Source organism: Flavobacterium rivuli WB 3.3-2 = DSM 21788, from assembly GCF_000378485.1.
Taxonomy (GTDB): domain Bacteria; phylum Bacteroidota; class Bacteroidia; order Flavobacteriales; family Flavobacteriaceae; genus Flavobacterium; species Flavobacterium rivuli.
The window spans coordinates 548,107-570,345 of record NZ_KB899966.1 but is presented as its reverse complement, the minus strand read 5'-3'; the positions used below and the strand labels follow the sequence as shown (position 1 = coordinate 570,345).

The window sequence follows — 22,239 nt, the reverse complement described above, 5'->3', positions numbered from 1 at the left end:
GTCGTATATTATTGCCTGAAATGTGCCCTAAGCATCCATGCCATTTCTTCGTGCTTTTCCATAAGCCCTGTAATGTAATCGCTTGTACCAAGATCTTTATAAGTCTCTGCAAACGGGTTAATGTTACCCCTTAAAAATTCTATAATAGACTCGTGGTCTTCCAGCAGTTCCTTAATAAAGCCCAGGCTGTCGTTTTTGCCCTGTTCCTGCTCTGTAAGGTGTGTAAGCTGTAAAACCTGCGTTAAAGTACCCGGTGCATAGTGGCCTATTTTGCGAATACGTTCTGCCACACTGTCCATTAATTCATCAAGTTGCTGGTACTGCCCTTCAAAGAAAATGTGCATTGAATGAAAGTCGGGCCCTTCAATGTTCCAGTGTGCATTTCTTGTTTTGGTGTACAATACAAACTCATCGGCTAAAAGTTTAGCTAATTGGTCGGCTACTGCCTGCCTGTTGTCTTTAGAAATTCCAATTTTAGGTTCCATAGATCTGTTTTTTGCGGTGTTGTTTTCAATGACTGTAGTGCTCATGATATTTGGTTTTTATGTTGATTTGCTTTCGTGATTGTAGTGTAAAGGTACAGGTAGACCTACCATCGTTATTACTACTAATCGTTGAGCAGGCAAATACTGTCGTTAAAAACGGTTGTCCTGCATTTAAGCCCCTAATTTTATATAAAGTTAATAAACATTATTCAGTAAATACCCACAATCAGGGCATAAAATAATATTCGCTTACCTTTAAAATGCCAAAGCTCCAAATGCCGCATTTACCGACTGTTTTTCCTCACTCGGCTAAATATCTGTACAGCCTCTTTACTATATATGTTTATTTACACATAAATTCTCAGAATCATGAAAACACAAGGACAATCATTAAAAAAGAAGGTACTGGCAGCATTTGCCATACTGTGCATACTCTTTATTGGAATACAATTTTACCGGCCCGAAATTCCTAACCCACCCGTAGTGGCCGATTTTACAGGTCCGGCAAACGTAAAGGCTATTTTTGAAAAATCGTGTTACGACTGCCACTCTAACAAAACCGAACTTAAATGGTTTGATAAGGTTCAGCCTGCTTATACCCTCGTGGCACAGGATGTAAAGGAGGGCAGGACAGGGCTTAATTTTTCTGAATGGGGAAAGCTGGCGCCGGGCGACCAAAAAGCCAAGCTGTTCGAAATACTAAACCAGGTTACTACAGGTACTATGCCGTTGCCTAATTATCTTGCGCTGCACCACAGTGCAAAATTAAGTAAAGAGGATGTAGCGGTGCTGCAACACTATATTGCCGGGCTTATGGTAGAGAAGGTAGAAGATACCGCCATGATTAATGCCCGCAGCAGGCAGCAGGCAGCTAAAGTAAATAAAATGACAAAAGTGCCAGTTACTGTAACCGGCGTGCCTTATGTAGACGGTTATGCCTCCTGGGATATTATAAGCACAACCGATAGGGCAGACAATAACACCATGCGGGTAATTTACGGTAATGCCATTGCCATAAAAGCTATACATGACAATAAGATAAACCCGTGGCCGGATGGCGCAGTAATAGCGAAGGTAGCCTGGGATAAAATTCAGGATAAAGAGGGAAATAGTACTACCGGAGCTTTTAAGCAGGTGGAGTTTATGATTAAAGATTCGGGTAAATATGCCGGTACCAAAGGCTGGGGCTGGGGTAGGTTTAAGACCCTTAACCGCGAGCCGTATGGCAAAACTACTGATTATGCCACCGAATGCATTAACTGCCACAGGCCGGTTGCCAACAACGATTTTGTATTTACATTACCCATAAAACAATAACATCATGCTACCCAACATAAACTATTTAGCCATTATGACATGCTTTGCACTAACCCTGACAGCATGTACCACTACCCCAGATAACCATGCCGGAGAGTTAAACGCCAAGGCATCGTTACCGGACAGTTTTAATTTTAAAAGTAAGGGTCTGCATGTAATAGCAAGCAGCATTAATAAGAGGGAGAATATTACGGCTGTGCTGTATGGCAATGCGGCGGCACAAAAGTTTGCAAGGGAAGCAGTTCCGGCAGATTCTGTTGGGGTGGTGATGACGCTTGTAACGTGGAACCAGGAAGATGACGGGCGCTGGTTTGGCGCGCGCATACCCGGAGATTTGCTGTGTGCCGAAACGGTAACCATTACCGGAAAATCCGCTGCACCACAAATAAAGTTTGAGCTATTTAATGGTGCGTTGCTTACCAGAGAAACGAATACTGACGGTATAGATACCGCACAAAGAATTAAATACATACTGGGGCAAAAGGCAAGTATACTACCGCAGTAAAAAAGAAAGTCCCGCTATCTCGAAGATAACGGGACTTAACAAACCAACCAACCAATTATTAACAAACCTTTCAGGATAAATCCTTCAGATTCATATAATGTATAATGCAACTTGCGTGCCAAAGTTTGTTTTAGTGTAATTTATTTTGTTACACTAAGCTACGACAACCTTGTAGTTGGATAGTTTTTATTTGTTATAAATTGAATTATGCAAGATGGCAGAGAATTTAATTATAAAGACGTTATGGAAAGCAAGTTGTTGTAATTGGTAGATACTGCTTTGTGTTCTTAAAAGCGAAGCGTAGACTTTGTGCATTTCGTGAAAAACCTCGTGCACTTCGTGGTAAAAAAGTGTAGAACAGGCTGTGGTATATCAATTTTACAAATTTGCCACAACAAGTAACACAACAAAAAATAACAGGAACAGTATAAAAATAATAATATAGTTCCTGCTTAGTGCGTCGTTAGCAACTTCGCTTGTTTTAAGGTTAATGGCCTCGTGCTTTTTGCTGAGCAATGCAAGCTTTTGGGTAAAGCGGGGGTCGCCGTCAGAAAGGCGTAGCAGCTTGGCATACAATACACTTTTAAATTGTTCGCCAAGAAATATAGAGCAGGTTAAAATCTCGTCTGTAATGAGGTTGTTCGTAGCAATATCGCGCGCGCTGATTAGAAAATTAATGGTATCGTCTGACAGTAAGTCGTTTATTACCTTAAACAATGCTTCCTTGTTAACGCGGCCGTCGGCATTTAAAACACGTTCTTTAATACGTTTAAAAAGTATAAGGAATGTTACCGGCGTTTGCTGGCCGTGTACTGAGTTTTGCCCGTTATAGTTTTTATAATTCCCTTTGGTATAATCGTAAGCATTGCGTTTGGCGGTGTCGCCAAGAATAATATACGATTCAGATATTTCCTTAAAACGTTCCTCGCTTTCCTTACTGCCATTATTTTTATCCGGATGATACTTTACCGCCAGCAACCGGTACGCCTTTTTTATCTCGGCCTGAGATGCATTGGGCTTTACCTCCAGTATTTTGTAGTAGTCTTTCATCGGGATAATTGGAGTGGCAATTTAAGGATGTTTGCTAAAATATGACAGGGTTATATATCCAACAATTCTGAAATAATAGTTTTATCTCTTTTAGATTCTTCCTCAAGTCTTTCAATACCTTCTGAAATCCCAACAAATAAATTTTTAAAGTGAGTATCAATGCCAGTAGCCTTCACAAAACTTCTTATTTCTCTATTCCAAGCGTTACTTAAAATTAGAATTTTAATTGATTTCTTATTCAAATAATTTTCTATCAGCTTAATATTTTCAGCTCTATTTAGATTAATAATGTCAGGTATACTTTTTTGAGTTTTAAAAAATGATAGGAAAGATTCTGAACCCACTTGGCTATATGTCATCATTTTTATTGACCACTTATTATTTTTACTTTCTTGAAATTCAATTGTAAATCCAAATTCTCTAATGAAGCTTTTAATTAATTTTTCAGTTGTACTATTATCAATTTTCGATAAAAAATTTTTAGCTTGCGGAATTAAATAATATTTTAAGAAAGACGATTTATCTAGCTCGTAACATAATTTAAAGAAATTTAAATTGCCCCCTGTAGAGTTATGACTGAGATTGGCAAATTTTTCAGTGTAAATTTTTTCTTTTTGATTTTCATTTAATTCCTTTATAAGCAGTGCACAGAAATATTCCTGCAGAGACTTATGTGGAAAAGTATAATCAGTTCCATCTAAAATAAGAATTGAGATAGATACATTCAGATCATAAATTAAATCTTCTAAATTAATTTTTAAATCTAATTTTTTTATAATTTCTGAAAAATTCGTTTTTAAGTATTTTTCATCAAAATTATATCTACCCTTAAAAAGTGTTATGTAGGAGAACCATTTTAATATATTTTCAAAATCTTCATTTAACAAACCAGATTTTCTTTCATGAAGCCAAGATCCTTTTTTTGTAAATGTGTCATGCTTAGTACAAAGAGTGTCGAACACATTCCAATAAAATTTATTTTTACTTCTTGGAAGTTCTGGATAATTATTAAATGTAAAGATGAACATTGATAGAAGCAATGGATTTGTAAGATAATCTTTGTAATCTCTATTTAGTGGGTTTTCAATTACTGCTACAACTTTTTCAATTGATTCTTTATCATCTTGATATTTATATTGTTGAGTTATGAAATCTTTGATTTGTTGATCTGTTAATGGCTCAACATAAAAATTATTAAATCTTTGTAGCGATTCACAATTTGCTCCAGGTCGAGATGTAATCACAAATATGTTTTTATTGTACAGATCAACAAAATTTTCAATTTCATTTGTCGTTTTATTCTTATTTGAAGAGTATATTTCGTCGTATCCATCAAATAAAAACAAAAAATTTCCCTTACTTAAAATTCTTTCGATGAAGTTTTTCGACTTCACAAGTTTATTGCTAAGCAAACTTTCAGAAATATAATCAAATAGGCTACCATCATAATCATTTAAATTTCTAAGCTCAAGTACTATAGGAATTTTATAGCTTTGATTAATTGTTGACAAAAATATATGCTTCATTAACATACTTTTTCCCGAACCCGCAGTGCCAATAATTGTAATATAATCGTTATTATTAAAAAGATGTTTAAGATCAGTAATTTTAAATATTGATTTCCCTCTATTTTTCAACGTTACCGGGTAATAAATATCATAAAAGTCGGCCTTTTCATCTCTATATATAAACGTTTTTGTATTGGAATATTTATCATAATAATTTTCTAAAAACTCAATTAAACCATTGTTGAAAGCCTGAATAAACTCTTCTTTTACACCATTCGTTGCAGCAAATAAAGGTTCTTTAAATACTGTCAGCAATTTTAAAATTGTTTCTAGAGCCATAGTAATTTCTAATTAAGATAAAACGGAGCAAGAAATTAATCTTACTCCGCTTATAAATGTATAAAATATTATTGAGATTCTTCGGCTTCGTTGCACTTCGCTCATAATGAAATACAGACACCGAGTGAGTGAAGCTTAAACTTTAAACCTGAAACTAAATTAAAGTTTCTCCCTTAAATATTCCCCCGTAACACTCTTCGGGTTTTTAGCCACTTCTTCGGGCGTGCCAAACGCCACCAGGTGCCCGCCGTGCTCGCCACCTTCGGGGCCAATGTCTATTATATAGTCGGCGCACTTAATCATGTCAAGGTTGTGCTCAATCACGATTATAGAGTGGCCTTTATCTATCAGGGCTTCAAAAGATGCCAATAGTTTTTTAATGTCATGAAAGTGCAGGCCTGTAGTAGGTTCATCAAACACAAAGAGGGCTTTCTCTTTAGTAACGCCCTTAACCAGAAACGATGCCAGCTTAATACGCTGCGCCTCACCACCCGACAGGGTAGAGGAACTTTGCCCCAGCTGCACATACCCCAGGCCAACATCCTGTAAAGGCTGCAGCTTGGTCATTATCTTGGTTTGCTTATGTTCGGTAAAAAAGGCAACGGCATCATCTACCGTCATGGTCAGGATGTCGTCTATGTTTTTACCCTCAAAGGTAACTTCCAGTATTTCTTTTTTAAATCGTTTGCCGTGGCAGGTTTCGCATTCCAGGTGCACATCGGCCATAAACTGCATCTCTATGGTAACTTCGCCCTCGCCCTTGCAGGTTTCGCAGCGGCCACCATCTACGTTAAACGAAAAGTGCTTGCTCTGGTACCCGCGTATACCCGACAGTTTTTGTTTGGCAAATAAATCGCGGATATCATCATACGCCTTTATATAGGTAACCGGATTAGAGCGCGAACTGCGGCCTATAGGGTTCTGGTCTACATATTCAATATGCTTAATGTGGCTGTAACTACCGCGAAGTTCTGTAAACTGCCCGGCTTTTTCGCCCACTCCCGTTAGTGTTTTTTGCAGGGCGGGGAACAGTATTTTTTTAACCAGCGTACTCTTGCCACTACCCGATACCCCCGTGATTACGGTAAGGCAGTCCAGCGGAAAAGTAACGTCTATATTCTTTAAGTTGTTTTCGCGCGCGCCAATAACATCAACATGGTTCTTAAATTTTCGGCGTTTTTTAGGTACGCTTATTTCCAGGTCGCCGTTAAGGTAACGTGCCGTAAGCGAGTCAGATTTCAATATCTCCTCATAGGTTCCCTGCGCGACAAGTTCGCCACCAAGGGTACCTGCTTCGGGGCCAATGTCAATGATCATGTCCGCCGCTTTCATAATATCCTCGTCGTGCTCTACCACAATAACGGTGTTGCCCAGTTTGCGCAGGCCTTCCAGAACGGCAATAAGGCGCTCTGTATCTTTGGGGTGCAGGCCTATGCTTGGCTCATCCAGTATGTACATAGACCCCACAAGGCTGCTGCCCATAGAGGTAGCAAGGTTAATACGCTGGCTCTCACCACCCGACAGCGTTGCCGAACGGCGGTTTAGTGTAAGGTAGCTCAACCCAACTTCCTGCAAAAAAGCAATGCGGCTGTTAATCTCTACCAGTAATCGTTTGGCTACGTTAGTATCATAGTCAGACAATTCAAGCGAAGCAAAAAATTCTGCGAGGTTTTTAATAGGAAGGTCTACAAGGTCGCTTATGGTACGGCCGGCAATCTTAACATAGTTGGCTTCCGGGCGCAGGCGTTTGCCTTTACACTCAGGGCATTTGGTCTTGCCACGGTAGCGCGAAAGCATGACACGGTTTTGTATCTTATAATTTTTCTCTTCCAGTTCGGTAAAGAAATCGTTTAGCCCGGTAAAATATTTATTACCCGTCCATATCAGGTTACGGTCACTTTCAGATAACTGAAAATAAGGTTTATGTACAGGAAAATCGAATTTATGACTGTTGTTAACCAGTTGGTTACGGTATTCGCCCATGCTCTCGCCCCTCCACGGGTAAATGGCATTCTCAAAAACCGACAGTGCCGTGTTAGGCACTACCAACTCTTCGTCTATGCCTATAATGCTGCCGTAACCCTCGCACGACGGGCAGGCACCATAGGGGTTATTAAAACTGAACAAATGCACATTAGGCTCCAGGAACGTAATGCCGTCCAGCTCAAAATTATTGCTAAAAACAAGGCGGTTGCCGGTGCTTAATTCCTGCAAAAATGTTTCGCCCTTGCCTTCATAAAAGGCAGTCTGTACGGCATCGGCAAGGCGGTTGTAAAATTCTTCCTCGTCTTTTACCACAATACGGTCTACTACAAGCAGCACCTCTTTATTGGCAAAATCAATGTCGGCAATTTCATCCAGCCTTATGGTTTCGTTGTTAACCAGTATACGGGCAAAGCCCTGTTGCAGCAGCACACCAAGTTTCTCTTCTATGGTGCGGCCATTTTCTATATGTACGGGTGCAAGAAGCAGCCAGCGGCTGTCCTGTTCCAGTTTTTTAATTTCGTTTATAACATCGGTCACCGTGTCTTTTTTTACCTCACGGCCGGATACCGGCGAAAAGGTATGGCCCACACGGGCAAACAGCAACTTAAGGTAATCGTAAATCTCGGTGCTCGTGCCCACGGTACTTCGGGCATTGGTAGTATTTACCTTTTGCTCTATGGCAATAGCGGGGGCAATGCCTTTTATGTATTCTACCTTGGGTTTATCAAGACGGCCCAAAAACTGGCGTGCATAACTGCTAAGGCTTTCTACATAGCGGCGCTGGCCTTCGGCATAGAGTGTATCGAACGCAAGGCTCGACTTTCCCGACCCCGATAAACCGGTAATAACCACCAGCTTATTGCGTGGTATGGCTACGTCAAGGTTTTTAAGGTTGTGCAGCTGCGCACCTTTTATAAGTATGTTTTGTTTAGGATTTAGGGTAGCAAGATCGGTCTTTATCATGGCGAAAATTGAATACGCAAAGATACGGGTTTTGAGGGAGAATTATGTTAAGGGAAATAGAAGGAAATTATTATATTTGGGTAGGTTAAATGAATACTATGGAGAGAATTGTAGAAGGGGTTTTTGAAGTTATAGATAGTTTTGTAATCAGGCAAAGAGGTGAATTTTATTTAATTGGAAATCTTAAAGAGGGTAAGGTCAATAAAAATTGGTTTTTAAATATTCCATTTAATAAGTCGTTGGCACTTACAGTAAGAATAGCAGCCATTGAAGATTTAGAAATGACAAATGATTCTACTATTTATAAATTGCTAATAGTTAACGGAGATACAGAATTTTTAAACTTTCTGTTGGCAAATAATATAGCAAATGAATATTTAGACATTACCATTACAGGTAAAGATTAAAAACACACCCCTAACCCCTCTCAAGAGGGGAACCAGCTACACTCGATCGTAAAAAATAGATGTGAATTTAAGTTTATAGTGTATGTGCAACATCACAATAATCTAGTTAGTTGAGTTTAGAGTTTGAGTGTAGCTGGCTCCCCTCTTGAGAGGGGCAGGGGGTGTGTCTATTATGAATAACAAACAATGAAACGCAAAATAATTCCTTACAACCCACATCTTAAAGAACTGGCACGACAGCTGCGTAACAGTAGTACAAAAGCTGAAGTGATTTTATGGCAGATACTTAAGCGCAGGCAAATGTATGGGTATGATTTTGACAGGCAGAAACCTGTTGATAATTATATACTGGATTTCTTTTGCCATGAATTGATGTTTGGTATCGAGGTTGATGGCTACTCGCACGAACTTATAGAAATTTATAATAAAGATATCGTTAAGGAAGCGAAAATGAATGAGTTTGGAATAAGCGTTTTACGGTTCTCTGACTTTCAGGTTTTAAAGGATACGGAGAATGTAGTTCGGGTTATAGAGCATTTTATATTGGAATATGAAAAATTAAATAAAGTAACACAGCTCTAACCTCTATATTGAGGCTTGGATATAAAGTTTGTAAATAACATTAAAAAGGACACACCCCTAACCCCTCTCAAGAGGGGAACCAGCTACACTCGGTCGTGAAGATGTGATTGTAATATAAGGTTTTAAATAAAAATTAGAATAAATAGAACACACCCTTTAACAACAGGACACACCCCTGATCCCTCTCAAGAGGGGAACGAGTTACACCCGGTCGTACAAAACAGACGTGAATAAAGTCTATAAAGTACATCACAAAAAATAATTTAATTAATTGAGTTTAGCTGGCTCCCCTCTTGAGAGGGGTTGGGGGGGTGTAAAAAAAGACAAATAACAAGACACTAATGGCTGATTTTAGGGCAACTCTAAAATATAAATCAACTGAAGAAGGTGGGCGCTATACACCAGCAAAATCAGGATATTGTCCAACAATAAAATTTTCATTCGAAAAAGGATTATTTGGTGGCGTGCAGTACTTTATAGGAAAAGAATGGGTATTGCCAGGAGAAACAGTAACAGCTGATATTTATTTAATTATATCAGGATATTTTCAAAACCGTCTTGAAGAGGGAATGACTTTTGAATTTACAGAAGGTGCCCGAATTATTGGCACCGGTACAATTACTAAAATAATCAATGAAAAACTTAGAAAGCATTAAATGACAACCCCACCATACCTTTCTCCCGCCGATAAAGTAGGCGTTATAAGTACTGCAAAACGTACCGAGCCACACGAAATAGAACACGCACTTACCGTACTAAAAAGTTGGCGGTTGCAGCCTGTTATTGGCGCTAATACCTTTGCTACCGATGGTTTTTTAGCAGGTACCGATGCGCAGCGCGCAGCCGACCTGCAGCAAATGCTTGATGATACATCTATAAAAGCTATCTTTTTTACCAAAGGCGGCTATGGCACCTTGCGCATTATAGACGATTTAGATTTTACAGCTTTTAAACAAAACCCTAAGTGGCTTGTGGGTTATAGCGACATCACACTGCTGCACAGCCACATTCATAATTTTGGTATAGAGACGCTGCACGCCGTTATGCTGCAGGGTTATGCAGGAAGTACGCCACAAGCTGTAGAAAGTGTGCGGGCGGCACTCTTTGGCGAAAGCCATGTTTATGAGGTCCCTGTGCATGAGAGAAGCAGGGGAGAAGGAGAAGAAGTTACCGGAACACTCGTGGGCGGTAACCTATCTATGATCTACGCTACTATAGGGTCGGAATCTGAGATGGATACTAATGGTAAGATATTGTTTATAGAAGATATAGATGAGTACCTGTACCACTACGACCGTATGCTGGTGTCGTTAAAAAGGGCAGGCAAATTGGCAAACCTTAAAGCCCTGGTAGTAGGTACGCTTATAGATATTAAAGATTCTACAATTCCCTTTGGGCGCGATGCATACCAGATAACCTTAGAGCAAACTGTTCAATATGGCTACCCGGTATACTTTGGTTTTCCTGCCGGGCATGCGCCCGATAATCGCTCACTTATCATGGGCAGGGAAATTACCGTAACACAAAACAATGAGTTTGTGAAATTTACATTTGCCACATAAACTGTTTTGTATAATCGCATTGTATAGCAACAAAATAATGATATATTTCGATATATTTGTTAAAACAAACTTGTAAAAATGATTAAAAAATATCTTGTATTTGCAGTGGTACTGCAATTTTCTATATCGGCATTTGCCCAAAAAGCACCCCAAACAAAGGTAGAGCAGGGAATGCTGGAAGGCATAACATTAACATCGGGCGTGGCGACTTACAGGGGTGTCCCTTTTGCCCTGCCGCCTGTTGGCAAATTGCGCTGGGCAGCACCATTACCTCCCACAAAATGGCAGGGAGTGCGTAAAGCAGATAAATTTGGCAATAATCCCATGCAAAAAGCCATTTTTGGCGACATGAGTTTTCGTGCCGAAAATATGAGCGAAGACTGCCTGTACCTTAATGTATGGACACCCGCCAAAACGCCAGCCGAAAAACTTCCCGTACTGGTTTACTTTTATGGCGGTGGCTTTGTAGCCGGAGACGGATCTGAAAACAGGTATGATGGCGAGGCTATGGCACGAAAAGGTGTTGTAGTTGTAACCTTAAACTACAGGCTGGGCATCTTTGGCTTCTTTGCACACCCCGGGCTAACACAGCAATCAGATAAAAAAGCATCGGGCAATTACGGATTGTTAGACCAGAATGCGGCATTGCTTTGGGTTAAAAAAAATATAGCGGCCTTTGGCGGCAACCCCGATAAAATTACCATTGCAGGCGAATCTGCAGGGTCTATATCGGTATATGCGCAAATGGCATCTCCCTTATCTAAAGGTTTAATAGCAGGTGCTATAGGCCAGAGCGGTGCCATGATAAACCCAACGCTCGATGCTATTCCGTTAAGGGAGGGCGAAGCAAACGGTGTAAAATTCGGTTCTGCAATAAGTATTAACGACATAGAAAAACTACGGGCTATACCGGCACAGCAATTATTAGACGTAGCCGCAAAAAATAATTTTAATGCAAAGGCCGTTGTAGATGGTTACTTTTTAACCAAACTTCCGTCGGATATTTTTAAGGCGGGCGACCAGTCTAAAGTGCCGTTGATGGTTGGGTGGACATCTGCCGAGGTTCCGTACCAGGCATTTATGCAGGGGCAATATCCAAGCCCTGCCAATTATACTAAACTTGTAAAGGAAAAGTTTGCCGAAAGGGCAGATGAAGTTTTAAAATTATATCCCGGTAAAACCGAGAAAGAAGTTATTAAATCGGCTACGGCACTGGCAAGCGATAATTTTATAGTGTACAGTACCTGGAAGTGGGCAGACGAGCATAAAAACACGGGACAGCCTACCTTTGTGTACGAGTTCTCTAAACCAAGGCCACCTATGAAAGAAGAAATGGGTGATGCCAAAGCCGGCCTTGCAGGTGGGATTATAAAAGGAGGCGATGCCAAAAAAGAAGAGCCTAAAATGCCTGAGCCGCTTGTGGGAGCATCGCACGCATCAGACATAGAATATGTGCTTGGTAATCTGGAAACGAACAAAGTATATGCCTGGACATCGGAAGATTATAAAGTATCTGAATTGTCATTAAACTATTTTGCTAATTTTATAAAAACGGGTAATCCTAACAGTGGCAGTTTACCGGACTGGCCTGTAAGCAAACAGGCGTTAGACCTTAACATTATGGATCTTAACATACATCCTAAATTTCATAAAGAAACAAACAGGGCACGTTACCTGTTCCTGGATTCTTATTACAACAGCAAAAAGTAATTTGCGCCAATAAAAAATGCCTGTACAGTTTACATTGTACAGGCATTTTTTTTATTGGGCATTTTAAATTTAACAGGCAAACGCACTAACAGCGCGACTACATTAAGTATATGTTAGCGTACGTAAATTCAATCATTTTATTTGGTATCATATAAATGTTATTGCCTAAATTTGCTGTACTAAATTAAATCATAAAATATATACTATGAGTTCATTTGACGTTGTCGTTATAGGTTCGGGTCCCGGCGGATATGTAGCTGCCATTCGCGCTGCTCAATTAGGTTTTACTACTGCAATCATCGAAAAATATCCAACTCTTGGCGGTACCTGCCTTAATGTGGGCTGTATACCAAGTAAAGCACTTTTAGATTCGTCGCACCACTACCATGATGCCGTTACCGATTTTAAAACGCATGGTATTGATATAGAAGGAGAAATTAAAGTAAACTTTGAGCAAATGATAGCGCGTAAGCGCGGCGTGGTAGACCAGAATGTAAGCGGTATTAAATACCTTATGGACAAAAACAAGATCACTGTTTTTGAAGGCCTTGGCTCGTTTGAAGATGCAACGCATGTAGTGGTTACTAAAAATGACGGCAGCACAGAGACTATCGAAGCAAAAAACACCATTATTGCTACAGGGTCTAAACCGGCGTCGTTACCTTTTATAAAAATAGATAAAGAAAAAATAATTACTTCTACAGAGGCGTTAGAGCTTAAAGAAGTGCCTAAGCACCTTATTGTTATAGGTGGTGGGGTAATAGGTCTTGAGCTTGGGCAGGTATACCTTCGCCTTGGTGCGCAGGTGTCTGTAGTTGAGTATCTTGACCGTATTATTCCGGGTATGGATGCAGGTCTTAGTAAAGAACTTACTAAAGTGCTTAAAAAACAGGGCATGAAATTTTACACGTCGCACAAAGTAAAATCGGTAGAGCGCAACGGTGCCGATGTACAGGTGCAGGCAGAAAATGCCAAAGGCGAAACCATTACCCTTGATGGCGATTATGCACTGGTATCTGTTGGGCGTAAAGCTTACACAGAAGGCCTTAATGCTGAAAAAGCAGGTGTAAAAATTACCGATAGGGGCCTTGTTGAGGTTAACGAACATTTACAAACAAGCGTACCTAATATTTACGCTATAGGCGATGTTATAAAAGGTGCAATGCTTGCCCACAAAGCTGAAGAGGAAGGTACATTTGTAGCAGAAACTATTGCCGGGCAAAAACCGCATATTGATTATAACCTTATACCTGGCGTTGTATACACATGGCCGGAAGTTGCTGCTGTAGGTAAAACTGAGGAGCAGCTTAAAGAAGCAGGCGTTGCTTATAAAACAGGAAGTTTCCCTTTTAAAGCATTAGGACGTAGCCGTGCGAGTATGGATACCGATGGTTTTGTAAAAATTCTTGCCGATGCCACTACCGATGAGGTTTTAGGTATACACATGATAGGTGCCCGTACTGCCGATCTTATTGCTGAGGCAGTTATAGCAATGGAATTTAAGGCATCTGCCGAGGATATTGCAAGGTCGTCTCATGCACACCCTACCTATGCCGAAGCTGTTAAAGAAGCTGCCCTTGCCGCTACCGATAACAGGTCGATACACATGTAACAGACAAATTTGATATAAACTAAAAAAGCCTTTCCGGCAACGGAAAGGCTTTTTTTTTAAAGCGGTCTATACATTACCTGCTGCTTTTAGTAAGCCTTAAAGCAATAATGTCATGAGAGGGCACTTCGGCATTAAAAGTCTTTTTAGTTGTGGCTTTGCCTTTATCGTTTTTATCCCAAAGGTTTTTAATGGTGTAAGTGGTGGTCGTAAAAGAGGCATCGATTTTATTAATGTCGTCGTACACCTTTTGTTTTGTCCAGTCAAAATTTACTTTTTGAGGTTTGTCGCTGCGGTTAAGAAAACTAATGGCCCAGTCGCCATTGCTTAACGGCTTCGCCCAAACTTCGAGTCCATCCTGTGCAGAAACCCTTAAGCCCTGTATCCCGAGCTTGTCCTGGTTAAGGGCAATAACCTCTTTATTAGTAAGCACCTCTGTAGTTTCTTTACTCATGCTGCGCAGGTCGTTACCGGCAATAAGTGGGGCGGCTATCATGGCCCACATAGTAAAATGCGCCCTGTCTTCGCCGGGGGTTAGCTTGCCATTGCCTACTTCCAGCATATCAGGGTCATTCCAATGGCCGGGACCGGCATATTGCCTTAAACCTTCCTGCTTGTCGAGAATGGGCATGGTGCCAAAAGCCTTCCATGTACCGTGGTCTTTAATACAGTCAAAACAATTGGTTATATCTCCGGTAGTCCTCCATAGGTGGCCTACAGTTTGTCCCCATTCCCAGGGTTTATCGTTACCCCATTCGCAAATGCTTAGTACAATAGGGCGGCCTGCTTTTTTAAGGGCGGCTGTAATGGTTTTATAAGCACCTTCGGCCTTTAAGCCCTCAGTATTACACCAGTCATATTTAAGGTAATCTATTCCCCAGGAGGCATAGGTAAGCGCATCCTGAAACTCGTAGCCGCGGCTTCCGGGCCTGCCACCACAGGTTTGAGAGCCTGCATCGCTGTAAATGCCAAGCTTTAAGCCTTTACTGTGTACGTAATCGGCAAGAGCCTTCATGCCTGACGGAAACCTTTTAGCATCTGGCTGAATAAAGCCCTGTGCATCGCGGTCGCCATGCCAGCAGTCGTCTATATTTATAAATTGGTATCCAGCGGCAGCCATTCCTGTGCTTACCATGGCATCTGCCATTTGCTTTATCATATTTTCATCTACATTACAGGCAAATTTGTTCCAGCTGTTCCAGCCCATAGGCGGCGTTAAAGCAAGCCCCGGATATTTTGTATAATCCTGAACGTAGTTGTTGCCTTGTGCCATAGCATAAAAGCTAAAGCCAAGCGCTAAAAGTGAATAGATAATTTTTTTCATGTTTTTGTTTGGTATATAAGTAATGAATTGGTCCTGATTTTTTTTTGATTGATGTAAAAAACAAATTTGTGGTTAGCAAGCAATAAGATGCATTACGGCTACACGTTACTCGCTTATAAAGGATGATGCCGGTAAATCAGCACCATTAAATAAATTTGCCTGTGCCGTATTATGCCATGCAAAACGCACTTGTGTGGGTTTTGCAACTTCTTTAGATGTTAGTACCACAGCATCGTTCTCTATTTTTGCTTTTGCAATATGGTAAACACCGTCGGTGCCGGCAATTTCAAAAAGATGAGATGTTTTATTTGTAAAGTGCAGCCCCGTGGCATTTTCAAAATAAACGGTTAACTTACTGCCATTTAATTTAAAATTTTTATAGAGGGGGCTGTTTACCACACCTTTGTCTATACCGTATATGTTTTTTAAGGCGAGGTTGGCAAGCCTTACGCCCACGGGTTTTTTATCGCGGGGATGTATATCATTAACAGGGCTTATGTCGCTTACAACAACCATATCGGTTTTAGTTACCTGCTGCAGCACTTTGCGTTGCGCATTGCGTATGGTTACCCCCTGTGTAGTATTGCCCTCATAATTAAAAGGCGTAATTTGTACATAGTAAAACGGAAAGTTATCCTGCCATGCAGCACGCCACGTCTCTATAAGGGTACTTAACGTTTTATCGTACACATGCGACCCTACATTGCTTTCGCCCTGGTACCATAAAACGCCGGCAACTTTAAAACCGGCGAGCGGATTTATCATGGCATTATAAGCACGCCCCGGCTGGTTAGGCCCCCACTGTGTGTTGGTTAATTTTACTGCGGCTTCTGCTACTGTTTTATCGTTGGCTACATCACTTTCAGCTATCCAGACCTCGGCAGGGGTGCCGCCCCAGCTGCAATTTATAATACCAATGGGCACACCAGTAAGTTCTGTATTTAAACGCTGGGCAAAGAAATAACTTATGGCGCTAAAATTTTTCATGGTTAAGGGTGTACAGGTTTCCCAACTTCCCGGCATATTTATCTGCGGGTCTTTTGCTGTTAATTTTACAGCCTTAAAAAAGCGGATATCAGGGTAATTTGCCCCGGCTATTTCGGCCTCCCCATTAACAATACCTGCAGCAGGTGTCCACTCCATATTGCTTTGGCCGGAGCACAGCTACACTTCTCCCAGCATGATGTTTTTTAAAACCAGTTCATTCTTGCCTTTAAACTTTATGGTATACGGGCCACCCTCATGAGGAGTTTTAAGGGTAAGCTGCCATGCAGCCTGGTTATCTGTTTTTACAATATATGCCGTATTATCCCAGCCTGTGGTTATGGTAATTTCTTCTAACGGATTACCCCAGCCCCAAAGTTTAACATCAGCATTGCGCTGCAAAACCATATTATCTGAAAAAAAAGAAGGAAGCGAAACATTAGCAAAGCATGATATGCCAAGCATGCCAAGTATAAAACTGAGTAGCAGCCTATTTTTCATTAAGTACTTTTTTTAAATAAGGTGCAAGTTGTAATGCCATGAGCTTATCATCTTCAATTTCGGGATGAAAGCCGCAGCCGTGAGGGGTTATTGCGCTAAAAGTAAAAATGGTTACCGGTTTATGGTGTTTTTGTGCATTTACTGCATCTTTAACTTTATTAAGGCATTTAGCAAAAGTGGCAGCATTTTCTCCGGTTACCATAGGGCTGTCTAACAATATTATGCGTGTATCCGGGGCGTGTTTGTAAACCGTTTGTATAAAGTTTACATAATTTGATACATACGTATCTTCATTAAAAGGCAGCCTTGACTTTTTACCATCGCCCTTACTAAAATCGTTAGTGCCCAGGGCAATACAGGTAATGTCCTGGTTAAAACCAAATGCATAGGGTTTTGTAGTGTCTTTATTTAAATAAAGATTTTCGTAAACATCGGGCATTATGGCCTCTTTATCATGCTCATCATTCCAGTTGCGGTACATGCCAATACCGGATACAGAACTAAGCACAAAATCAACATTTAACGCTCTTGCTGTAACAGCTGCATAAGAATAGTAAGCATTATGCTGGTCGTACCACTCACCTTTACCACAGGGTATGGCAATAGTATCGTTACCCATGCCGCAGGTTATGGAGTCGCCTATAAATTCAATTTTCTTTTTTGGCTTTTCAGCTATTTTAAAGAGATCACCCTCTGCACCGGTAAAAATTACAGTACCATTAACAGCTTCTGTAGCCTTATAAATGGTAATGGTATGGCTTTTGCCCGGTACATTAATAAAAACCGTAGTACCTGTGGGCATTATTTTTTCGCGGCTGTAGTATTGCCCGTCTACTTCTACAGCAACATAATTATGATGTGCCGTTTTATCTTTGGCTTCAAGTTTCAGGGTACACTTAGTACCCTTAAACCCAAATGTTACAGATGATGCCGATGCTATAAGTACTACTTCTCCGTTAGCCAGTACTTCTGTACGGCCCTTTACGGCAAAAATACTTTTAGCCGGTGGTAATACTGTAAACCATGAAATACAGGTTAGCGATACAGCTATAAAGACCAATGCTAATTTTTGATGGATGATCATAATTTATATTTTCTGATCATAAAAATATAAAAAAACAGGCCTTAAATTATATTTTAATGTAAGCTAAAGGTCATAATAACATTAATATGGTTTTTTGTTGGATAATATTCCTGTAAAAAAGCTTTGGGATGCTTAATGTATGACAAAGCTTTTTAAAAAGTGTTTTTTTTACAGGTACATAAAAATCATGGCAATGCTCATGGCTATCATGAGGCCGTCTTCTATAATGGTAACGGTGCTCATGGGCAGGTTAAACACCGCGCCCAAACAGGCACAACGTATTTGTTTTTTATTAAAAACGCTTTGCAATACACCAAGCAGGCTAACTGCCATAAGCACTGCCGTAAAAGCATTAACATAAAGCGGGGCAAAGTTTAACGCAAAAGCAAGGCCAAGTGCCAACTCTAAAAAGGCATACACATAACCCCACGCCGGGATTTTTTTAGCAACTACGTCATACATGGCGTAGCTTTCGGCAAAGCCTTTAAGGTCGAGCATCTTAAAGAAAGAGAAAGTAAGGAAAAACCCTGCCATAAAAACGCGCATAAAGGTCATGCCGCTAAAGCCATCTCCCCACATTGCTGTAATTAAAGATATAGCACTTATGTACCCAAAAATGAGCAATATAGGCTTATACGTCGCCGCCCAGCTTTTGGCAACTTCGGGCTGGTTTTCAAAAACATTTACAGGTGCGGCGTGGTGTGCATTTTCCTCCGTCAGTTTATATTTAGGGTAGTCTTTAAGGGCATCCTGCAGGGCAGGAGTAGCCACATGGCTGCTCATGGTAACATCGGCCTGGCCTTTGTCCAGATTTATGGCAACGTTAGTAATTTGTGGTATTTGTTTTAGCAGGTAACTCACTTTTGCTACGCAACCCTCGCAGGTCATTCCGGTAATGTTATAGGTATGGGTCATTTTATATTTTTGAGTAACACACCCCTAACCCCTCTCAAGAGGGGAACCAGCTTCACTCATACACAAAACAGCAGAGTGAGCAGGTTTGAGTGTTCCCTCTTGAGAGGGGTTAGGGGTGTGTAAATTGATTTTACAAAGTTCGGCAATAAATAAAAAAATGACTTACGTAATTTAAGATAATACCTGTAACATTTACAGTTCGTCTATACTGCGGCGTTTGTTAGCCTTTATAGATTTGTAGTGGGTGGGGGTAAAGCCGGTTACTTTTTTAAACTGGCCTGATAGGTAGGCGGGGCTGCTATACCCCAGTTGGCCGGCTATCTGTGCAAGCGATAATTCGTCGTAAACCAAGAGCTCTTTTACTTTTTCTATACGCTGGGCAATGTAATATTTCTCTATCGTAGTATCTTCCACTTCAGAGAAAAGATTGCTCAGGTAGGTATAGTCGTACTGTAATTTATCAGCTAAAAAAGACGAAAGATTTGTTGCCAGTATTTCGCCTGAATGATGTACCAGCTGCACAATTTCATTTTTAACCTGCTCTATAATACGGCCTTTACGGTCGGCAATCAGTTCAAATCCCAATTTTTTCAGGCTAAAAGCTATGGTTTCAAGCTGGGCAGCATCGGGCTCGCCTGTAATTTCGGCTTCGCCTAAAGTTACGTCATGTACAGTGTAGCCCAAAGTATCGAGCTCATTGCGCACGGCCGTGATACAGCGATTGCAAACCATGTTTTTTATGTAGAGATGCATTTTAAAGTTTAAAGTTTCAGGTTTAAAGTTTTTTTGAAGTTCTGTATGGCTACAGTCAGGTTCAGGAGGATGATTAACCTGAAACATTAAACTTTAAACCTGAAACAATATTTATTATTTTAAAAAATCCATTCCCGGTATGTTCGGCATGCCGTCCTGTGCTACGGCTGCAAGCTCTGCCTCGTTTACAGCAGTAGCTTTGGCAATAGCCTTGTTAAAAACAAGAACCAGGTAATCTTCCAGCTGCTCTTTATCTTCCAGTAAAGCATCATCTACCGTAACTGCTTTAACGGTGCGGTTAGCAGTTAATGTTACCTTAAGCAGGCCGTCGCTGCTTTGTTCGTCTATCAAAACAGTATCAAGCCTTTTTTTAGTTTCTTCAATCTTTTGTTGGGTTTCTTTAAGTTTTCCCATCATTCCCATTAAATCTCCAAACATTTTTTCAGAATTTATACGTTAAATATTAATGCAAATGTATAAATTGCAGTGGTATTTACCAATTCATAAAAGAATGAAAAAACACTTATTTATATGTTGTGTTTATCTTACTTTTGCGGCAAATGCTCAAACAAGCAAAACTATAATGACCAAAACCATTAATCCGCCGGTTGCACCTGTTAAGCCTAAGGAGCTTACAATGCATGGCGATACCCGCATAGACAATTATTACTGGCTTAACGAAAGGGAAAACCCCGAAGTTACAGACTACCTTAACCAGGAAAACGATTACTACAAAGCACAAACGGCCCATACAAAACAGTTTCAGGACGACCTGTTTTTAGAAATGAAGGCCCGTATTAAAGAAGACGACTCATCTGTTCCTTATTTTTACAACGGTTATTACTACATAACCCGCTACGAAAAAGGAAAAGATTACCCTATATATTCGCGCAAAAAAGTAAGCCTTGATGCTCCCGAAGAAATATTGTTTAACTGTAATGAGCTTGCCGAAGGGCACTCTTATTTTCAGTTAGGCGGCCTAAACATAAGCGAAGACAATAAGTGGGCAGCCTTTGGGGTAGACCTTGTATCGCGAAGGCAGTACACCATACAGGTAAAAAATCTTGAAACGAACGAGATATTACCGGCCAAAATAGAAAATACTACAGGTGGCTCTACATGGGCAGGCGATAACCACACGCTGTTCTATACCCGTAACGACGAGGTTACGCTACGATCGGATAAAATTTATAAGCATAAATTAGGTGCTGACAGTGCCGATGATGTGCTTGTTTTTCATGAGGAAGACGATACCTATAACACTTTTATATACAAGGAAAAATCTAAAAAATATCTTGTAATAGGATCATCAAGCACGCTTACTACAGAGTTCAGGATACTGGAATCGGCAAAGCCCGACGGCAAGTTTAAGATGTTCCAGAAAAGGACACGCGGCCTTGAGTACAGCATATCGCACTATGGCGATAAGTTTTATATAGTTGCCAATAAAGACAAGGCAACTAACTTTAAGCTGATGACAACGCCGGAGAATGCTACAGGAAAAGCCAACTGGACCGACCTGATACCGCACCGCGATGATGTACTGCTTGAGGATATTGATATTTTTAAGGATTACCTTGTAATATCCGAACGCAGCAATGGCTTAAACACCATTCGCATTCGCCCGTGGGATGGTACCGAAGAGTATTACCTGCCGTTTGAAAGTGAAACCTACACCGCAGGCACGTCTACCAATCCTGATTTTGATACCGATATACTGCGCTATAGCTATCAGTCGCTGGCTGTGCCATCATCGGTTATAGATTTTAACATGAAGACCCGCAAAAAGACCGTGCTTAAAGAGCAGGAAGTTTTAGGCGGGCAGTTCGATAAAAATAATTATACAGAAGAGAGGGTATGGGCCACTGCACAGGATGGTACTAAAATACCAATATCTATGGTGTACCGCAAGGGCATTAAGCAGGATGGCAGTAATCCGTTCCTGTTATATGCTTATGGTTCTTACGGGGCATCTATGGATCCTTACTTCTCGTCGATAAGGCTTAGCCTGCTCGACCGCGGATTTATCTTTGCCATTGCCCACATAAGGGGCGGCGAAGACCTGGGCCGTGAGTGGTATGATAATGGCAAGCTTTTAAAAAAGAAGAATACCTTTACAGATTACATAGATTGTTCTAACTTTGTAATCGACCAGAAATATACATCGCCACAACATTTGTATGCCGAAGGCGGATCGGCCGGAGGGCTGCTCATGGGAGCTGTAATTAATATGGCACCACAGCTGTACCACGGCGTTATTGCACAGGTACCTTTTGTAGATGTGGTTACCACAATGCTGGACGACAGTATACCTCTTACCACAGGCGAATATGACGAGTGGGGCAACCCCAACGAGAAAAAGTACTATAAGTACATGAAAGAGTATTCTCCGTATGACAATGTAACAGCCCAGGCTTACCCCAATATGCTGGTAACAACCGGCCTGCACGACTCGCAGGTGCAGTACTGGGAACCTGCTAAATGGGTTGCAAAACTTAGGGTTGTAAGCACGGGCAACAATCAGTTGTATCTGGATACCAACATGGAAGCAGGGCACGGAGGCGCTTCGGGCCGTTTTGAGGCCATCAAAGAAGTTGCCAAAGAATACAGTTTTTTGTTAGATTTGGAAGGAATTAAAAAGTAATTAAATTTTTT

General features: G+C 40.8%; 20 protein-coding genes. 9 read left to right on the top strand and 11 right to left on the bottom strand.

Annotated features, from left to right (window positions below):
* Positions 1–8: 8 nt before the first annotated feature.
* Positions 9–485 carry a Dps family protein gene (locus F565_RS0102755; RefSeq protein ID WP_020211665.1) on the bottom strand — a complete coding sequence of 159 codons (477 nt, stop codon included), beginning with the start codon at positions 483–485 and terminating at the stop codon, positions 9–11.
* A gap of 369 nt (positions 486–854) precedes the next feature.
* Here F565_RS0102755 and F565_RS0102750 point away from each other — a divergent pair, with 369 nt between their 5' ends.
* Together F565_RS0102750 and F565_RS0102745 are read left to right on the top strand one after the other, a co-directional pair.
* Positions 855–1,802, top strand: a complete 948-nt coding sequence (locus F565_RS0102750) for a heme-binding domain-containing protein (protein ID WP_020211664.1) — start codon at positions 855–857, stop codon at positions 1,800–1,802.
* A 4-nt stretch (positions 1,803–1,806) separates the two neighbouring features.
* A complete protein-coding gene (locus F565_RS0102745; protein ID WP_020211663.1) occupies positions 1,807–2,307 on the top strand; it encodes a hypothetical protein in 501 nt (166 codons plus the stop codon).
* A 378-nt stretch (positions 2,308–2,685) separates the two neighbouring features.
* Here the strand turns inward: F565_RS0102745 and F565_RS0102740 are convergent, their stop codons facing one another.
* The 3 genes from F565_RS0102740 to uvrA all read right to left on the bottom strand — a co-directional run bounded on the left by F565_RS0102740 (position 2,686) and on the right by uvrA (position 8,153).
* On the bottom strand, positions 2,686–3,357 hold the full coding sequence (locus F565_RS0102740; RefSeq protein ID WP_020211662.1) for a DnaJ domain-containing protein: 672 nt from the start codon (positions 3,355–3,357) through the stop codon (positions 2,686–2,688).
* Positions 3,358–3,407: 50 nt separating this feature from the next.
* Entirely contained in the window at positions 3,408–5,204 is a 1,797-nt protein-coding gene (locus F565_RS0102735; protein ID WP_020211661.1) for an NACHT domain-containing protein, read from the bottom strand.
* 159 nt (positions 5,205–5,363) lie between these two features.
* Entirely contained in the window at positions 5,364–8,153 is a 2,790-nt protein-coding gene (gene uvrA / locus F565_RS0102730; RefSeq protein WP_020211660.1) for an excinuclease ABC subunit UvrA, read from the bottom strand.
* A 98-nt stretch (positions 8,154–8,251) separates the two neighbouring features.
* On the opposite strand from uvrA, the gene F565_RS0102725 reads away from it, so the two are divergent.
* The 6 genes from F565_RS0102725 (at position 8,252) to lpdA (ending at position 14,026) form a co-directional block, all read left to right on the top strand.
* Positions 8,252–8,560 (top strand): hypothetical protein, encoded by a 309-nt coding sequence (locus F565_RS0102725; RefSeq protein ID WP_020211659.1) that lies wholly within the window; start codon positions 8,252–8,254, stop codon positions 8,558–8,560.
* A gap of 186 nt (positions 8,561–8,746) precedes the next feature.
* Positions 8,747–9,142, top strand: coding sequence for an endonuclease domain-containing protein (locus F565_RS0102720; protein WP_020211658.1), 396 nt, complete (start codon positions 8,747–8,749; stop codon positions 9,140–9,142).
* 341 nt (positions 9,143–9,483) lie between these two features.
* Positions 9,484–9,798 (top strand): hypothetical protein, encoded by a 315-nt coding sequence (locus F565_RS0102715; protein ID WP_020211657.1) that lies wholly within the window; start codon positions 9,484–9,486, stop codon positions 9,796–9,798.
* The gene (locus tag F565_RS0102710) at positions 9,799–10,704 is read left to right on the top strand and encodes a S66 peptidase family protein (protein ID WP_020211656.1); all 906 of its coding nucleotides are present in this window, start codon (positions 9,799–9,801) and stop codon (positions 10,702–10,704) included.
* 78 nt (positions 10,705–10,782) lie between these two features.
* On the top strand, positions 10,783–12,414 hold the full coding sequence (locus F565_RS0102705; protein ID WP_020211655.1) for a carboxylesterase/lipase family protein: 1,632 nt from the start codon (positions 10,783–10,785) through the stop codon (positions 12,412–12,414).
* A 205-nt stretch (positions 12,415–12,619) separates the two neighbouring features.
* Positions 12,620–14,026, top strand: a complete 1,407-nt coding sequence (gene lpdA, locus F565_RS0102700) for a dihydrolipoyl dehydrogenase (RefSeq protein WP_020211654.1) — start codon at positions 12,620–12,622, stop codon at positions 14,024–14,026.
* A 73-nt stretch (positions 14,027–14,099) separates the two neighbouring features.
* Here lpdA and F565_RS0102695 read toward each other — a convergent pair whose 3' ends face one another.
* From F565_RS0102695 to F565_RS0102670, 7 genes are all read right to left on the bottom strand, one after another.
* On the bottom strand, positions 14,100–15,347 hold the full coding sequence (locus tag F565_RS0102695; protein ID WP_020211653.1) for a glycoside hydrolase family 27 protein: 1,248 nt from the start codon (positions 15,345–15,347) through the stop codon (positions 14,100–14,102).
* A 105-nt stretch (positions 15,348–15,452) separates the two neighbouring features.
* Positions 15,453–16,511 (bottom strand): sialate O-acetylesterase, encoded by a 1,059-nt coding sequence (locus F565_RS21105; RefSeq protein WP_262486797.1) that lies wholly within the window; start codon positions 16,509–16,511, stop codon positions 15,453–15,455.
* The gene (locus F565_RS23180) at positions 16,512–16,832 is read right to left on the bottom strand and encodes a hypothetical protein (protein WP_020211651.1); all 321 of its coding nucleotides are present in this window, start codon (positions 16,830–16,832) and stop codon (positions 16,512–16,514) included.
* Positions 16,822–17,916, bottom strand: coding sequence for an SGNH/GDSL hydrolase family protein (locus F565_RS0102685; RefSeq protein ID WP_020211650.1), 1,095 nt, complete (start codon positions 17,914–17,916; stop codon positions 16,822–16,824). Before F565_RS0102685 ends, F565_RS23180 begins: the two co-directional genes overlap by 11 nt.
* A gap of 168 nt (positions 17,917–18,084) precedes the next feature.
* The gene (locus F565_RS0102680; RefSeq protein ID WP_020211649.1) at positions 18,085–18,831 is read right to left on the bottom strand and encodes a heavy-metal-associated domain-containing protein; all 747 of its coding nucleotides are present in this window, start codon (positions 18,829–18,831) and stop codon (positions 18,085–18,087) included.
* A 192-nt stretch (positions 18,832–19,023) separates the two neighbouring features.
* Complete coding sequence (locus tag F565_RS0102675; protein WP_035641865.1) at positions 19,024–19,584, bottom strand: helix-turn-helix domain-containing protein; 561 nt, start codon at positions 19,582–19,584, stop codon at positions 19,024–19,026.
* A 114-nt stretch (positions 19,585–19,698) separates the two neighbouring features.
* The gene (locus F565_RS0102670) at positions 19,699–20,022 is read right to left on the bottom strand and encodes a YbaB/EbfC family nucleoid-associated protein (protein WP_020211647.1); all 324 of its coding nucleotides are present in this window, start codon (positions 20,020–20,022) and stop codon (positions 19,699–19,701) included.
* 73 nt (positions 20,023–20,095) lie between these two features.
* On the opposite strand from F565_RS0102670, the gene F565_RS0102665 reads away from it, so the two are divergent.
* Positions 20,096–22,228 (top strand): S9 family peptidase, encoded by a 2,133-nt coding sequence (locus tag F565_RS0102665; RefSeq protein ID WP_020211646.1) that lies wholly within the window; start codon positions 20,096–20,098, stop codon positions 22,226–22,228.
* The last annotated feature ends 11 nt before the right edge of the window (positions 22,229–22,239 follow it).

Excerpts from the sequence above, each read along its gene's own strand:
- F565_RS0102755 (WP_020211665.1), bottom strand. The coding sequence starts at position 485 with ATGGAACCTAAAATTGGAATTTCTAAAGACAACAGGCAGGCAGTAGCC.
- F565_RS0102750 (WP_020211664.1), top strand. The coding sequence starts at position 855 with ATGAAAACACAAGGACAATCATTAAAAAAGAAGGTACTGGCAGCATTT.
- F565_RS0102745 (WP_020211663.1), top strand. The coding sequence starts at position 1,807 with ATGCTACCCAACATAAACTATTTAGCCATTATGACATGCTTTGCACTA.
- F565_RS0102740 (WP_020211662.1), bottom strand. The coding sequence starts at position 3,357 with ATGAAAGACTACTACAAAATACTGGAGGTAAAGCCCAATGCATCTCAG.
- F565_RS0102735 (WP_020211661.1), bottom strand. The coding sequence starts at position 5,204 with ATGGCTCTAGAAACAATTTTAAAATTGCTGACAGTATTTAAAGAACCT.
- uvrA (WP_020211660.1), bottom strand. The coding sequence starts at position 8,153 with ATGATAAAGACCGATCTTGCTACCCTAAATCCTAAACAAAACATACTT.
- F565_RS0102725 (WP_020211659.1), top strand. The coding sequence starts at position 8,252 with ATGGAGAGAATTGTAGAAGGGGTTTTTGAAGTTATAGATAGTTTTGTA.
- F565_RS0102720 (WP_020211658.1), top strand. The coding sequence starts at position 8,747 with ATGAAACGCAAAATAATTCCTTACAACCCACATCTTAAAGAACTGGCA.
- F565_RS0102715 (WP_020211657.1), top strand. The coding sequence starts at position 9,484 with ATGGCTGATTTTAGGGCAACTCTAAAATATAAATCAACTGAAGAAGGT.
- F565_RS0102710 (WP_020211656.1), top strand. The coding sequence starts at position 9,799 with ATGACAACCCCACCATACCTTTCTCCCGCCGATAAAGTAGGCGTTATA.
- F565_RS0102705 (WP_020211655.1), top strand. The coding sequence starts at position 10,783 with ATGATTAAAAAATATCTTGTATTTGCAGTGGTACTGCAATTTTCTATA.
- lpdA (WP_020211654.1), top strand. The coding sequence starts at position 12,620 with ATGAGTTCATTTGACGTTGTCGTTATAGGTTCGGGTCCCGGCGGATAT.
- F565_RS0102695 (WP_020211653.1), bottom strand. The coding sequence starts at position 15,347 with ATGAAAAAAATTATCTATTCACTTTTAGCGCTTGGCTTTAGCTTTTAT.
- F565_RS23180 (WP_020211651.1), bottom strand. The coding sequence starts at position 16,832 with ATGAAAAATAGGCTGCTACTCAGTTTTATACTTGGCATGCTTGGCATA.
- F565_RS0102685 (WP_020211650.1), bottom strand. The coding sequence starts at position 17,916 with ATGATCATCCATCAAAAATTAGCATTGGTCTTTATAGCTGTATCGCTA.
- F565_RS0102680 (WP_020211649.1), bottom strand. The coding sequence starts at position 18,831 with ATGACCCATACCTATAACATTACCGGAATGACCTGCGAGGGTTGCGTA.
- F565_RS0102675 (WP_035641865.1), bottom strand. The coding sequence starts at position 19,584 with ATGCATCTCTACATAAAAAACATGGTTTGCAATCGCTGTATCACGGCC.
- F565_RS0102670 (WP_020211647.1), bottom strand. The coding sequence starts at position 20,022 with ATGTTTGGAGATTTAATGGGAATGATGGGAAAACTTAAAGAAACCCAA.
- F565_RS0102665 (WP_020211646.1), top strand. The coding sequence starts at position 20,096 with ATGAAAAAACACTTATTTATATGTTGTGTTTATCTTACTTTTGCGGCA.